Annotated in this window: 14 protein-coding genes and 1 other RNA gene; 8 read left to right on the forward strand and 7 right to left on the reverse strand. The window is 48.0% G+C overall.

Annotated features, from left to right (window positions below; translation table 11 throughout):
* The first annotated feature begins 11 nt into the window (after positions 1-11).
* Positions 12-1,478 (forward strand): glutamate synthase subunit beta, encoded by a 1,467-nt coding sequence (locus tag VNQ80_RS20745; RefSeq protein ID WP_325642339.1) that lies wholly within the window; start codon positions 12-14, stop codon positions 1,476-1,478.
* Here VNQ80_RS20745 and VNQ80_RS20750 read toward each other — a convergent pair.
* Genes VNQ80_RS20750 through tgt form a run of 3 tightly spaced genes read right to left on the reverse strand, consistent with a single transcriptional unit; the run spans position 1,475 to position 4,612 of the window.
* Complete coding sequence (locus tag VNQ80_RS20750) at positions 1,475-2,368, reverse strand: DMT family transporter (RefSeq protein ID WP_325642341.1); 894 nt, start codon at positions 2,366-2,368, stop codon at positions 1,475-1,477. The two genes, VNQ80_RS20745 and VNQ80_RS20750, sit on opposite strands and share 4 nt — an antisense overlap.
* Before the next feature lie 16 nt (positions 2,369-2,384).
* Positions 2,385-3,485: an LptF/LptG family permease gene (locus VNQ80_RS20755; RefSeq protein WP_325642342.1), complete on the reverse strand. Its 1,101-nt coding sequence runs from the start codon at positions 3,483-3,485 to the stop codon at positions 2,385-2,387.
* The gene (gene tgt / locus VNQ80_RS20760) at positions 3,482-4,612 is read right to left on the reverse strand and encodes a tRNA guanosine(34) transglycosylase Tgt (protein ID WP_325642343.1); all 1,131 of its coding nucleotides are present in this window, start codon (positions 4,610-4,612) and stop codon (positions 3,482-3,484) included. The genes VNQ80_RS20755 and tgt overlap by 4 nt, the downstream gene beginning before the upstream one ends.
* Before the next feature lie 86 nt (positions 4,613-4,698).
* On the opposite strand from tgt, the gene VNQ80_RS20765 reads away from it, so the two are divergent.
* Both VNQ80_RS20765 and rsmG read left to right on the forward strand, forming a co-directional pair.
* Positions 4,699-5,841: a glycosyltransferase gene (locus tag VNQ80_RS20765; protein ID WP_325642345.1), complete on the forward strand. Its 1,143-nt coding sequence runs from the start codon at positions 4,699-4,701 to the stop codon at positions 5,839-5,841.
* A complete protein-coding gene (rsmG, locus tag VNQ80_RS20770) occupies positions 5,832-6,482 on the forward strand; it encodes a 16S rRNA (guanine(527)-N(7))-methyltransferase RsmG (protein ID WP_325642347.1) in 651 nt (216 codons plus the stop codon). The genes VNQ80_RS20765 and rsmG overlap by 10 nt, the downstream gene beginning before the upstream one ends.
* On the opposite strand, the gene VNQ80_RS20775 is transcribed toward rsmG, so the two are convergent.
* A complete protein-coding gene (locus tag VNQ80_RS20775) occupies positions 6,483-7,007 on the reverse strand; it encodes a DinB family protein (protein ID WP_325642349.1) in 525 nt (174 codons plus the stop codon). It lies immediately after the preceding gene.
* A gap of 118 nt (positions 7,008-7,125) precedes the next feature.
* On the opposite strand from VNQ80_RS20775, the gene dprA reads away from it, so the two are divergent.
* From dprA to VNQ80_RS20800, 5 genes are all read left to right on the forward strand, one after another.
* Entirely contained in the window at positions 7,126-8,220 is a 1,095-nt protein-coding gene (dprA, locus tag VNQ80_RS20780; RefSeq protein WP_325642351.1) for a DNA-processing protein DprA, read from the forward strand.
* 79 nt (positions 8,221-8,299) lie between these two features.
* Positions 8,300-8,398: signal recognition particle sRNA small type (ffs, locus tag VNQ80_RS20785), an RNA gene on the forward strand.
* An 84-nt stretch (positions 8,399-8,482) separates the two neighbouring features.
* Positions 8,483-9,325 carry an acetyl-CoA carboxylase, carboxyltransferase subunit beta gene (gene accD, locus VNQ80_RS20790; protein ID WP_325642353.1) on the forward strand — a complete coding sequence of 281 codons (843 nt, stop codon included), beginning with the start codon at positions 8,483-8,485 and terminating at the stop codon, positions 9,323-9,325.
* Between the two features lie 95 nt (positions 9,326-9,420).
* Complete coding sequence (locus VNQ80_RS20795) at positions 9,421-10,389, forward strand: M23 family metallopeptidase (RefSeq protein ID WP_325642355.1); 969 nt, start codon at positions 9,421-9,423, stop codon at positions 10,387-10,389.
* A 94-nt stretch (positions 10,390-10,483) separates the two neighbouring features.
* Positions 10,484-10,819, forward strand: coding sequence for a MerR family transcriptional regulator (locus tag VNQ80_RS20800; RefSeq protein ID WP_325642357.1), 336 nt, complete (start codon positions 10,484-10,486; stop codon positions 10,817-10,819).
* Positions 10,820-10,824: 5 nt separating this feature from the next.
* Here the strand turns inward: VNQ80_RS20800 and fbp are convergent, their stop codons facing one another.
* From fbp to VNQ80_RS20815, 3 genes are all read right to left on the reverse strand, one after another.
* On the reverse strand, positions 10,825-11,844 hold the full coding sequence (gene fbp / locus VNQ80_RS20805; protein ID WP_325642359.1) for a class 1 fructose-bisphosphatase: 1,020 nt from the start codon (positions 11,842-11,844) through the stop codon (positions 10,825-10,827).
* Between the two features lie 106 nt (positions 11,845-11,950).
* Positions 11,951-12,445, reverse strand: coding sequence for a metallophosphoesterase family protein (locus VNQ80_RS20810; RefSeq protein ID WP_325642361.1), 495 nt, complete (start codon positions 12,443-12,445; stop codon positions 11,951-11,953).
* A gap of 25 nt (positions 12,446-12,470) precedes the next feature.
* Positions 12,471-13,178, reverse strand: coding sequence for a tRNA1(Val) (adenine(37)-N6)-methyltransferase (locus tag VNQ80_RS20815; RefSeq protein WP_325642363.1), 708 nt, complete (start codon positions 13,176-13,178; stop codon positions 12,471-12,473).
* Positions 13,179-13,215: the final 37 nt, after the last annotated feature.

The raw sequence follows: 13,215 nt of genomic DNA on the forward strand, positions 1-13,215 counted from the left end.
GTATAAACAACATGGGAAAACCAACGGGATTTAAGGAGTTTGAACGGGTGCTTCCGAAGAAGGAGGCTGTCGCCGACCGTAAAAAAACATATCGTGAATTTGTACATGCCTACAGCGATGACGAGCTGAACAAGCAAGCCGCCCGATGCATGAACTGCGGAATACCATTCTGCCACTCGGGCTGCCCATTGGGTAATGTTATTCCCGAATTTAATGATGCAGTATATGACGGCAGGTGGGAAGACGCCTACAAAATATTAACATCGACCAATAATTTCCCCGAATTTACCGGACGAATTTGCCCGGCTCCCTGCGAGTCGGCCTGCGTATTGGGTATCAATCGTCCACCTGTAGCCATTGAAGAGATCGAAAAACACATCATTGAAATCGCATTCAAGCGCGAATTCATCAAAGCACGGCCGGTACACTTGAAGACCGGGAAACGTGTGGCCGTGGTGGGCAGCGGCCCAGCTGGACTTGCCGCCGCAGCGCAACTGATTAAGGTGGGCCATGAGGTAACGGTATATGAGCGCGATGATAAACCGGGCGGGTTACTCCGCTACGGCATCCCCGATTTCAAACTCGACAAATGGGTCATTGATCGCCGGATAAAATTGATGGAAGAAGAGGGGGTACTTTTCCGCTGTAATGCCGAAGTGGGCAACAATGTTCCCACTGCTGAGCTCCAAGCTTACGATGCCGTGGTACTCGCTGGCGGTTCCACTATTCCCCGTAATTTAAACATACCGGGAAGGGAGTTCAATGGCGTGCACTTTGCCATGGAATTCCTTAAACAGCAGAACAAGCGGGTGGGCAACGCTCCGTTTACCGAAAAAGACCTCTTGGCAACGGGCAAGAATGTCCTAGTCATTGGTGGTGGTGACACCGGTTCCGACTGTGTGGGCACGTCCAATCGCCAAGGCGCCAAATCGGTAACCCAATTTGAGCTGATGCCACAGCCGCCGAAGGAGCGTACCGCAGCTATGCCATGGCCCAATTACCCCATGTTACTGAAAACCACCACGTCGCATGAAGAAGGCTGTGAGCGCGAATGGGGCATTGGTACGAAGGAATTCGTGGCTGACGAAAGCGGCAATCTCAAAGGTGTCCGCATTGTTGACCTCAAATGGGAACACGACCATTTGGGGCGGCCGGTGAAGTTCACTGAAATCGAAGGATCCGAACGGGAACTGCCCTGCGAGCTCGTATTGCTGGCCATGGGCTTTCTGCATCCGCAACATGAAGGATTATTGCAGCAATTGGGTGTAACACTTGACGGACGTGGCAATGTACAAGCGATTGAAGGCGATTATCAAACATCTGTCAGCCAGATTTTCGTTGCCGGCGACATGCGCAGGGGCCAATCGCTCGTGGTTTGGGCCATCTCCGAAGGCCGCGAATGTGCCCGCAAGGTAGATGAATATTTGATGGGCTATTCCGAACTGGAGAGCAAGGATGCGGTATTCGACTACGCTTAGGCAACGATTTCCCGCCGCTTTTTGGCTAGCCGGAATTTCAATATAGGATACAAGAAAACCGCACCAAAAATGATTACAGCGCCGGCATAAAAGCCGGCGCTCATTTTTTCGCGTTGCCCGAAAAACACCCAGGCCAGCAGGATACCGTATATAGGCTCCAAATTACTGGCGAGGGCAACTCGGAATGCACTGATCTCTTTCATTACAGAAACGGCCGCAACGTATGCCCCTGCCGTGCACACCGTCCCCAAAACGACCAAATAACCGATGTCGTGTCCACTGATGCCTATGTCATCACCACCCATAACCAGCATAAAAAAAGAAACCCATATCCAAGCGCCGGCCATTTCATAAAAACTAATGATGGTAGCACCATTTCTTTTAATTAGCTTGGAATTGATCGTACCAAACAGCGCGGCCGACAAAGCGGCCAACAGCCCCAATACGATGCCGCGAACATACCCGCTCTCGAAATTGAAGATGAGACAGATACCAATAATGATGAGTAAGCCAATAAACACATCAATTTTAGCGGTGCTCCGGCGGTAAAATAACGGCTCAATGAGTGCCGTAAACAAGGTAACGGACGAAAGGCAAACTAATGTCACCGAAACGGTTGAAACCTTTATGGATTCAAAAAAAAGCACCCAGTGCAGCCCAACGAGGCCCCCAGTAAGGAAGAATTGGATAAATTGTTTGGGGCTGACAACGAATGACTGCCTCTTAAGCCAGAAATAGCCAGCCAACGACAACGCTGCAATGAGTACCCGCCACCAAACCAGCTGTATAGCGGAAATGGATATCAGATTGCCCAATATCCCCGTAAATCCCCACACAACTACCGTGATGTGCAGGATAAGTAGGTTTCGACCGGGAGCGGTACCTTCCATGGAGCTATGCCGTAAACTACTTCGGCGCCTTGTACAATAAGTAAACGGCCAATAGACCGAAGATTACATTGGGGATGAACACCGCAATAAGCGGGGCGAGACCGCCCTTGAGCGAAAACATCGTTGCAAATTGGATAAAGACGATATACGTAAAGCTTAACGCGATACCGATACCCAGGCTCAACCCAATGCCGCCTCTCACTTTCTTCGATGAAAGCGCTACTCCCATGATGGTAAGCACGTAAGCCGCCAACGGTGTAACGAACCGTTTGTACTTCTCCAACAGCAAGTCCGTCATCATTCCCGTGCCCCTAACTTCTTCCTTTTCGATACGGGCATTCAACTCGTTCATATTCATCGCCGTGAAAATATTGTCATAGACTTCAAAATCACGCGGCGTCATATCCAGCACCGTATCCAGACTGGAACCTTTAATCATCTCCTCCTTCAGCGAGTCGATTATCCGAATGGTATAATTTTCAATACGCCAATTATTCTTTACGGAATCCCATGTAATGCGATCTGCCATGAGTTTTTCAGTCATCTCGCCCTCGTCAAACTTTTCAAGTGTGAAGTGATAACCCACTTTGCGGTTATTATCGAAATTATCGATGTAGACATAACTATCATCATCGATCTGCATGTGGGTAGAGCTCTTGCTGTTATTCGTCACAGGCTTCACATATATCCGTTCAAACCCCACTTTCAACTTATTGGTGCGCGGTATGATATAAACACTGAAAACAAAATTCAGCACGAAGATAACGGAGGCTGCCACCATATATGGCCGAATGAAGCGGTTGAAACTCATCCCCCCACTCAAAATGGGTACAATTTCCGTTTGGTCCGCCATTTTCGCCGTAAAGAAGATAACGGCAATGAAATTAATCAGCGGCGAAAGCATATTGAGGTAAAACGGCACGAATCCGGCGTAATATTCAAATACGATTTTCGACAATGGTGCTTCATGCTTCATGAAATCATCCAATCGCTCGGAAATATCAAACACCACGGCAACAACAGTAAAGATAGCCATGGTAAACAGAAACGTACTCAGGTACTTACCAATGATGTACCGATCTATGGTATTCAGATAAGGTATGCGCAATCCCTTCATAGTTTTTCTCCCAATTGCATGATCATCTTATTCTTCCATTCGCGGAAATCCCCTGCCAGGATATGCATACGCGCCTCGCGGACCAACCATAAATAAAAATGGAGGTTATGTAGCGACGCAATCTGCGCTCCCAGAATTTCCTGCGACCGGATGAGGTGCCGGAGATACGCTTTGGTATACATGCGATCCACCAACAGGTCGCTTTCCGCGTCTATCGGCGTGAAATCTGCTTCCCATTTCTTGTTCTTGATATTGATGATACCATTTTTTGTAAACAGCATACCATTCCGTGCATTCCGCGTAGGCATCACACAGTCGAACATATCGATACCCAGGGCGATGTTTTCTAGGATATTGACAGGCGTACCTACGCCCATCAAGTAGCGGGGCTTTTCAATAGGGAGTATATCGCAAACCACTTCCGTCATGGCATACATCTCCTCCGCCGGTTCACCTACAGATAATCCGCCGATCGCGTTGCCATCACGTCCAAAGCCGGCAATGGTCTCGGCCGACTTTTCACGTAGGTCGCGGTACACCGATCCCTGCACAATGGGAAACAATGTTTGCTCATAACCATAAAGCGGGTCCGTATGGTCAAACCGATCACAACACCGTTGCAGCCAGCGGTGGGTCATGTCCACCGAACGCCTTGCGTAATGGTAATCGCAGGGGTAAGGTGTACACTCATCAAAAGCCATGATGATATCGGCACCGATAATCCGCTGGGTATCCATCACGTTCTCGGGAGTAAATAGATGTTTGGAGCCATCAATATGCGAGCGGAACGTAACCCCTTCTTCTTTGATTTTACGTACTTCTGTCAGCGAATACACCTGATAGCCGCCACTATCGGTCAATATAGGCCCAGACCAACCATTGAACCGATGAAGACCGCCCGCGCCGTGCAATACATCCAGCCCGGGACGCAGGTACAGGTGGTAAGTGTTGCCGAGGATAATTTGGGCTTTCACAGCATCGACCAGCTCGTGCTGGTGCACGGCCTTTACGGTGCCCGCCGTCCCCACCGGCATAAATATAGGGGTTTCGATGGTTCCATGTGCGGTTTCCATGAGACCTGCACGTGCCTTGGATTGGCTATCTGTCGCCTGAAGGGTGAATTTCATTTCCGCACAAAAATAGCAAAAACAACCCATAGCCGCAGGCAGCTGGCTATGATTTTAAATTTAACGTGTTATCTTTGGCCACATATATGGATATACTCAACCAGTTTACCGAAACACCTTTCTTCCTGTTGCTAGGGGTATGCGGGTTACTCTTGGTTTTCCAATTGTATTTTTTGCTTTTTGTCTATAGCCGACTGGCATTCTACAAGAAACCACAAACAAAACCCAGTGGAGAACAGCCGCCGTTGTCCGTCATCATCTGCGCGCGCAATGAGGAGGAAAACCTACGGCAAAACTTGCCGAAAATCCTCAACCAGCATTATCACCAATTTGAAGTAATACTGGTCAATGATTTCTCCGAAGACGAAACGAAGTGGTTACTGAAAGAATTGTGCACGCAGTACAGCCGATTGAGAGTGGTCGAAATCGCGGAGCATGTCCGCCTGAAGCACGGGAAGAAGTTTGCCGTTACGTTGGGCATCAAAGCCGCTCAATATGAGCACTTGATTTTCACGGACGCCGATTGCGTACCGCAATCGGATCAATGGCTCCAGTACATGGCCCACGCGTTTGATGGCGGGGAAGAAATTATACTGGGATACTCTCCGTACATCAGGAAACCGGGGTTCCTGAACGCTTTGATTCGCTTTGAAACCTTCCATACGGCTATGAGTTACCTATCGTATGCCCTCAAGGGAAACGCCTATATGGGTGTAGGGCGCAACCTTGGCTATACGAAAAGTTTATTTTTTAGAGGCAAAGGCTTCGCTGCGCACATGCATATCCCCTCGGGCGATGACGATTTGTTTGTCAACCAAAACGCAACTCCCCATAACACCGCAATCTGCATCGAGCCGGAGGCACATGTATGGAGTGAACCTAAAACGACATTTTCGGCTTATGCGCAACAGAAAACACGGCATACGGGCGCTTCAAAGGCTTACCGGCGTCCGCATCGGCGGATGCTGGCCGCACAATTGGTCAGCGCTTTATTTTTCTATATGCTGGCTGTTCTCTCAGTGGCCATGTACCCGTCGTATTGGTATGTCATTGTAGGCATGTACCTGTTACGGTTAATAGTGCAGTTGATCATCTATATACCGATCATGAAAAAACTACAGGTAAAAGGACTGATATGGTGGCTGCCGTTCCTGGATGTCTTTTACTACGGATATATATGTATCAACGGGTTCTTTGCACTGTATAAAAAGGATGTGAGATGGAAATAGGAACCGCGCTCAATCCCGGAGTTGATATCATTTACCATTATTTCCCAAAACTTTCGGAAAAACAACGGGAGCATTACCGGCAATTGGGCGAACTATATCCACATTGGAATACGCAAATCAACGTGGTATCACGTAAAGACATCGACAAGCTCTATCTCCATCATGTACTTCACTCACTAGGTATCGCCAAATTCACAAACTTTGTGCCTGGCACGCGCATATTGGATGTAGGTACCGGTGGTGGCTTTCCCGGTATACCGTTGGCTATTTTATTTCCGGATGTCCAATTCCATCTGGTGGATTCTATTGGAAAGAAAATCAAGGTCGTTCGGAACGTAGCAACTACCCTCGGTCTCGAAAACGTGGAGGCCGACCACATTCGTGCCGAGCAACTTGATGAGAAATACGATTTTATCGTTTCACGCGCAGTTACTCGATTGGCCGATTTCTACCCTTGGGTAGCGAATAAATTCCTGAAAAAGCACAAAAACGCCATTTCCAACGGCATCTTGTACCTAAAGGGTGGCGACTTAAATGACGAACTGAAAGAGTCGAGGCTCCGGGCGGAGGTATATGCACTTTCCGATTTCTTCGAAGAGGACTTTTTTGAAACCAAACAGGTCGTTTATATCCCGGTATAGTTAACGGCTCACAAAAGGCATAAGCTTTGCCGTCACAAACAATTGCCCTACATGGCGCTGTGTGTGTTCAGCTGCATGGAACAATAACCCGATCAACGTCGTCGGTATTCGCTTCCTGCCGAGGTAACGTGCATCCGTCAATGTAGCTTCGTCCGTTTCCCTTAACTGCGCTATCGCGGCCTCCACCTGCTTTCCGAAGGCCAGCACCAAATCGCTCGACCGAGCGTGGGACACTTCCTGCCCCTCCGCACGGAGGCATTCAAACTGCTGTTCAGACAACGGATTGCCCAACGCATAGGTAAATAACCGATCCACCACGCCGCTGATGTGCTGCAAATGAAAACCCACAGAAGCACGACCTCCGGGCTGCAACCACAAATAGGTGTCATCAAAACCATCCATATACCTCGTCACTTCCTCCTTAGCCTGCAATAACGCATGGGCTACGGGTTGCAACAACGGCGGCACACCCGGTACCGGGCCGCGCATCCAGACTTCAGGTTGAGCTGCTTGTTGTTCAGACATATTACAAACTTAGGCAACTTCACTTTGATAAGCAAAATAATCATATGGCGTAAATGCGCAAAAAAGATGCTGGCATTTATCCACGAATCCGAGGTATTTCCTATATTCGCAATCCAAGATGAGCCTACTTTACCAAATTGCATTGACTAAGGTGAACGGTGTTGGTCCAGTGATCGGCCGGCATCTCCTCTCCCATTTCGGTGGTGCAGAAACGATATTTTCTGCATCTAAGAAAGATTTCAGCGGCATACGGGGCCTGAACAGCCGGGTAATCGAAGGACTTTCTGGCACGGATGTGCTCAAAGCGGCGGAGAAAGAACTTCAGTTTGTTGAAAAACACAACATCAAACCTCTTTTTTGGGGGGATGATGGCTACCCGAAGCGCCTCGCCGAGTGTGCCGATGCGCCACTTTTACTTTACTACAAAGGAAATGCCGACTTGAACGCACCGCGCATAGTCAGCATTGTCGGTACCCGCAACGCTACACCATACGGAAAGTCCATTTGCGCCGATTTTGTAAAAGCAATCCAGCCGTACAATGTAACGGTCATCAGCGGCTTGGCGTATGGCATCGACAGCCATGCACATCAGCATGCGTTGAACCATGAAATACCGACGGTTGGTGTACTTGGGCACGGTCTCGACCGCATCTATCCCGCTGCCAATCGTGACATGGCGGCCAAAATGCTGAATTGCGGCGGGCTGCTTACCGAGTTTCCGTCGGGTACCAAGCCCGATCGGCAGAATTTCCCCATGCGCAACCGCATCATCGCCGGGCTGGCCGATGTGACGATTGTTGTGGAAGCAGCAGCCAAAGGCGGCGCACTGATTACTGCCGAACTGGCCAATTCGTACAGCCGCGACGTGTGCGCTTTCCCGGGGAGTTTGAACCAAGAGTTTTCTGCAGGCAGCAACTATTTAATTAAAACACACCGAGCCCACCTCATCACGGGAGCCAAAGATTTGCAATACCTCATGAATTGGGAGCTCTCGTCCAAACCGAAACAGCCCAAACAACTTCAACTACCCGTTTCGCTCGACACTTCACAGCGACGCATATATGACATCATCCATGCTGCAGAACAATTATCAATCGATGAACTTGCAGGGAAACTCCAATGGTCACAGAGCAAGCTTGCGGTAACCTTGCTGGAACTGGAAATGAGTGGTGTCGTTGTTGCTTTGCCCGGAAAAATCTACCGCACTACATAGAGTTACCTTCAAACCAATGAATTATGAACCGACAGCGATTTTTATTGGCGAATAACACATTTTTTGCTACTTTTGCGGTGGGTAAGTCTTTTACGACCAGCTCCTCGAGAATCCCCCAGGGTGGGAACACAGCAAGGGTATCGGGTTGTAGCGGTGCGATAAAAGTAGCTTACCCTTTTTTTATTCCATATACCAAACCAGTCAACGGTACTTGCATATCCACACAAGTTTATCTAAGTTTGCATCCCATAATCGAAGTTGCATGAGTTGGTTCAGACGTGAAAAGGCCGGGATTAGTACGGCTACCGAGCATAAAAAGGAAGCCCCTGACGGCCTATGGAATAAATGTCCGTCGTGCAAAAAGCCACTGCTGAATATTGAGCAGATTGAAAACAAATATGTGTGCCATTACTGCGGTTACCACCTACGTATCGGCTCGGCAGCTTATTTTTCAATTCTATTCGACGACAACCAGTTCACCGAACTTTTCACCAACTTACGATCAGGGGATCCACTCCGATTTGAGGATACAAAAAAATACACCGAGCGGCTCGAAGAAAGTTATGCAAAAACAGGGTTGAACGATGCTATCCGTTGTGCCCATGGCAAGGTGGAAGGACAGGATCTCGTATTAGCCTGTATGGATTTCACGTTTATAGGTGGCTCTATGGGGTCTGTCGTCGGCGAAAAAATTGCACGATCCATAGACTACTGCCTACAACACAAACTTCCGTTCATGTTAATTTCTAAATCGGGTGGGGCACGCATGATGGAAGCCGCGTTTTCGTTGATGCAAATGGCTAAAACCTCCGCAAAACTGGCGCTGTTAAACGAAGCTAAGCTACCTTATATCTGCCTGTTGACCGACCCCACCACCGGAGGAGTAACGGCTTCTTATGCCATGTTGGGCGACATAAATATTGCCGAACCTGGAGCGTTGATTGGTTTCGCTGGTCCACGTGTTATTAAAGAAACCATCAAAAAAGACTTACCGAAGGGTTTTCAGACTTCCGAATTCCTACTTGAACATGGCTTCCTCGATTTTATCGTCGACCGCCGCCAGCTTAAACAAAAAGTGGCTTTGTTCTTGGGTATGGTAAAGTAGGTTTTTTAACATTTTTTAGCATTTCACCGAGATATAATTTAATTATCTTTGCCCGCGATCCATCGTACCAGTATCGAACCATCGAGAACGCGTAAATGGCAAAAACGAAATACCATTACAATTCGCATACGCTCAAGTATGAAAAAATTAAGACAAGCACCCGTACTTGGGCGTTGCGTGCAGTAGGGTTTCTCACCAGCTCATTTGCTTGTGCGATGCTCCTCCTCTACATCGGCTTTACATTTATTGATTCGCCAAAAGAAAAGCAACTGCAACGGGAAGTAGACCAAATGACGCTGCAATACAACATCATGCAGGACCGCATGAAGCAGGTAGACGCTGCATTGGAAAACATGCAGCACCGCGACGATAATATTTACCGTGTTATCTTCGAGGCCGACCCAATATCGTCGGATGTGCGAAAGGCAGGGTTCGGAGGGGTGAACCGGTATGAAAGCCTCGAGCACTTCAGCAACTCGAATTTAATGATCGAAACCGCGAAAAAACTCGATTATATATCCAAGGCGTTGTATGTTCAATCGAAGTCGTACGATGACTTGACGGAGATGGCCAAGTCGAAAGCTGAAATGATGGCGAGTATACCTGCCATACAACCGGTCGATTCGCGGAAGGCCCGTGCCGGCATTTCCGGATTCGGCGTACGGATTCACCCCGTCTACAAAATCCGAAAGATGCATACCGGCATTGATTTTACCGCACCTTCCGGCACCCCGATATATGCTACTGGCAATGGTAAAGTGGAAGCTGCCGGTTTAGATGGTGGCTACGGCCGCCGGGTCGTCATTAACCACGGGTATAGTTACAAGACGCTCTATGGTCACATGAGCCGTTTTACGGTAAAAGCAGGCCAACGCGTAAAACGGGGAGACCTCATTGGATATGTGGGCAATACCGGCACGTCAACAGGTCCGCATTTGCACTATGAAGTACACAAAAATGGCAAACCCATAAACCCGATTAACTTCATTTACAACGACCTCACGCCCTTGGAGTATGCGGCTGTCCTCGAAGCTGCCTCGCAAGAAAATCAGTCGTTTGACTAACGTCCCAACAACAAACGGATTTACGGGTTGTGCAATAATCCAAATGTAATTGTATCTTTGTGATAGCAGATCGTCAAATTATTAGCTTGATAACATGCCTTACAAAGAGCGCGAAATAAACAAACTTTATTACACCATGGGAGAAGTGACAGCCATGTTTGGTGTCAATGCCTCCCAGATCCGGTTTTACGAGCGTGAGTTTGACATCATCCAACCCAAAAAAAACAAGAAAGGGAACCGTCTTTTTACCCCGGATGACATCGCCAACCTGAAGATCATCTTTAATCTCGTCAAGGACAAAGGTTACACCCTACAGGGTGCACGTGAATACCTACGGAACAACAAGAATGAAGCGCGGGAAAACCAACGGGTCATCGACTCGCTGCAACGCCTCAAAGCTTTTTTATTGGAGGTACGAGACAGTCTCTAGTAGCCTCATGCAAAGACTTCCACTTCAGGCTGCCGTACAAATTCTTCCACCTTTTCAACCATCGCCGTGCTACCGATGAATATCGGCGTCCGTTGATGTAGTTCCTCGGGTTGGATTTCCAATATCCTGCGGTAGCCATCGGTAGCCTTCCCTCCAGCCTGCTCAATAATGTACGCCAACGGATTGCACTCATACATCAACCGCAACTTACCCCGCGGATGTGAAGAGGTTGTGGGATAAAGAAAAACACCACCTTTGATCAGGTTGCGGTGTACATCGGCAACCATTGAACCGATATATCGGGATGTATACGGCCTATTCCCTGCGCTATCTTCCACTTGGCAATACTTAATGTAATCTTTTACGCCCCGCGGAAACTTAATGTAATTGCCCTCGTTAATCGAATAAATCGTGCCATCACGTGGAATTTGCATATTGGGATGCGATAAGCAGAACTCCCCTATGGAAGGATCGAGCGTAAATCCGTTTACGCCTTTTCCTGTGGTATAGACCAACATCGTGGAGGATCCATAAACCACATAGCCGGCGGCCACCTGATGAATACCTTGCTGCAGAATCTCTTCCGGCTTCACCGGGCCCTCATTTTCAATGCGCCGGTAAATCGAAAAAATAGTACCTACGGATACATTCACATCGATATTCGACGAACCGTCCAACGGATCGATGCAGACAATGTATTTTGCATGTTGCGATATCTTAGAATTGATAAGAATACATTCATCGTGTTCTTCCGAAGCAACCACACAACATTCTCCACCACTCCGCAATGCCGATATAAACTGTTCATCGGCATATACATCGAGTTTCTTTTGTCCCTCGCCTTGTACATTGGTCGTACCGTTATCGCCGAGGATATCGACAAGCCCCGCTTTATTAACCTCTCGGTTAACAATTTTGGCGGCGATACCGATATCACGCAGGAGTCTTGACAACTCGCCTTTGGCATACGGAAAATCTGATTGTTTTTCGATAATGAATTGACCCAATGTAATTGTTTTCGTCATAATGTGGAGCCCAGTTAGTGTACTTCGTGTAATTTAAAATTCGCACAAAAATAGCCAAAAAAGCAACTAAACAAATAAAAAACAAAAACTTAGTGTAAAATAAATTCTATCGGCCCGCCAATTCAATAACTTCGAGATTCTCTATGCGATTATCATCGATGCTAAAACGTAAAAGCGTACGAACCTTATGCCACCCCTGTTTTCCAGCGGCCCCCGGGTTGAGGTGCAGGCATTGTAACTTCTGGTCAAACATCACTTTGAGAATATGGGAATGACCACAGATAAAAAGTTTGGGGGGCGCCTGTTGGATTGCCGACCGCACCCGTGGCGTATAACGACCAGGGTAGCCGCCAATGTGCGTAATCCATACGTCAACTGCCTCGCAGGTAAACCGTAGATGTTCCGGATAGACAGCACGGATATCCTGCCCATCTATATTGCCATACACACCTTTCAGCGGCTTGAATGCAGCTAATGTATCAGCTACGGCAATATTACCGAAATCACCGGCATGCCATATTTCATCGCACCGGTCGAAATGGGTGAAAACGGACTCATCGAGGTATCCGTGCGTATCTGAAAGTAATCCAACCCGTGTCATAGTGCTTTGGCGAAGATAGGCATTCTCAAAATGCCAGGAAAAACGCTTTTAATAATTCTCGATACGCTGGACCGTAAACGCCTCGGCGCTCGTAAATAATAAATTCCTGTGCTTCATAGCTATTGGATTCGGCCGACCTGCCAAGGGTCAAAACACGTCTTATCGGCGGATGAGACACGAAGGACCGAATGGTTGTTACGGCCTGCACCCAAAGTCCATACTCCTCCGCCTTTTGGCCGAGGACGTCTGCCAGTGCGGCCGGCAGTATGATTTGTAAGGTTCCCCCAGGACTCAACCAACGTTGCGACCGCGTCAATAATTGGTCGAAAAAATTCATATCCGTATGCCGGGCTAACCGTTTCCGCCAATCGCCATTCTGTAACGAATGCAGAAAAAACGGCGGGTTTGATACAATTAAATCATATGGGCCTTCCGATTCAAAATCACCCAATGACACCGCATGGCTCGTAAGCTGCTTCGCAAAAGGTGAACGTTCAAAATTCCGTCCGGCAGTATCGGCGGCCAGCGTATCTATTTCAATCGCATCAATTATTGCCGAGGAAAAACGCTGCGCAAGCATCAACGAAATCACACCGGTACCCGTACCCACATCAAGAATGCGCGCTGGAAAATCACCCGTTACCATCGCGGCCAATAACACGCCGTCGGTATTTATCTTCATGGCACATCCCGACTGATCCACTGTAAATTGCTTGAATCGGAACATAGACATATTCCGACAAAATTAAGGTAATATTCTTATGTTGCAG

The sequence above is a fragment of the Parapedobacter sp. genome (assembly GCF_035556095.1).
Classification (GTDB): Bacteria; Bacteroidota; Bacteroidia; order Sphingobacteriales; family Sphingobacteriaceae; genus Parapedobacter.

What these genes read in the sequence shown, in the direction of transcription:
- VNQ80_RS20745 (WP_325642339.1), top strand. Translation starts at nt 12, where the DNA reads ATGGGAAAACCAACGGGATTTAAGGAGTTTGAACGGGTGCTTCCGAAG.
- VNQ80_RS20750 (WP_325642341.1), bottom strand. Translation starts at nt 2,368, where the DNA reads ATGGAAGGTACCGCTCCCGGTCGAAACCTACTTATCCTGCACATCACG.
- VNQ80_RS20755 (WP_325642342.1), bottom strand. Translation starts at nt 3,485, where the DNA reads ATGAAGGGATTGCGCATACCTTATCTGAATACCATAGATCGGTACATC.
- tgt (WP_325642343.1), bottom strand. Translation starts at nt 4,612, where the DNA reads ATGAAATTCACCCTTCAGGCGACAGATAGCCAATCCAAGGCACGTGCA.
- VNQ80_RS20765 (WP_325642345.1), top strand. Translation starts at nt 4,699, where the DNA reads ATGGATATACTCAACCAGTTTACCGAAACACCTTTCTTCCTGTTGCTA.
- rsmG (WP_325642347.1), top strand. Translation starts at nt 5,832, where the DNA reads ATGGAAATAGGAACCGCGCTCAATCCCGGAGTTGATATCATTTACCAT.
- VNQ80_RS20775 (WP_325642349.1), bottom strand. Translation starts at nt 7,007, where the DNA reads ATGTCTGAACAACAAGCAGCTCAACCTGAAGTCTGGATGCGCGGCCCG.
- dprA (WP_325642351.1), top strand. Translation starts at nt 7,126, where the DNA reads ATGAGCCTACTTTACCAAATTGCATTGACTAAGGTGAACGGTGTTGGT.
- accD (WP_325642353.1), top strand. Translation starts at nt 8,483, where the DNA reads ATGAGTTGGTTCAGACGTGAAAAGGCCGGGATTAGTACGGCTACCGAG.
- VNQ80_RS20795 (WP_325642355.1), top strand. Translation starts at nt 9,421, where the DNA reads ATGGCAAAAACGAAATACCATTACAATTCGCATACGCTCAAGTATGAA.
- VNQ80_RS20800 (WP_325642357.1), top strand. Translation starts at nt 10,484, where the DNA reads ATGCCTTACAAAGAGCGCGAAATAAACAAACTTTATTACACCATGGGA.
- fbp (WP_325642359.1), bottom strand. Translation starts at nt 11,844, where the DNA reads ATGACGAAAACAATTACATTGGGTCAATTCATTATCGAAAAACAATCA.
- VNQ80_RS20810 (WP_325642361.1), bottom strand. Translation starts at nt 12,445, where the DNA reads ATGACACGGGTTGGATTACTTTCAGATACGCACGGATACCTCGATGAG.
- VNQ80_RS20815 (WP_325642363.1), bottom strand. Translation starts at nt 13,178, where the DNA reads ATGTCTATGTTCCGATTCAAGCAATTTACAGTGGATCAGTCGGGATGT.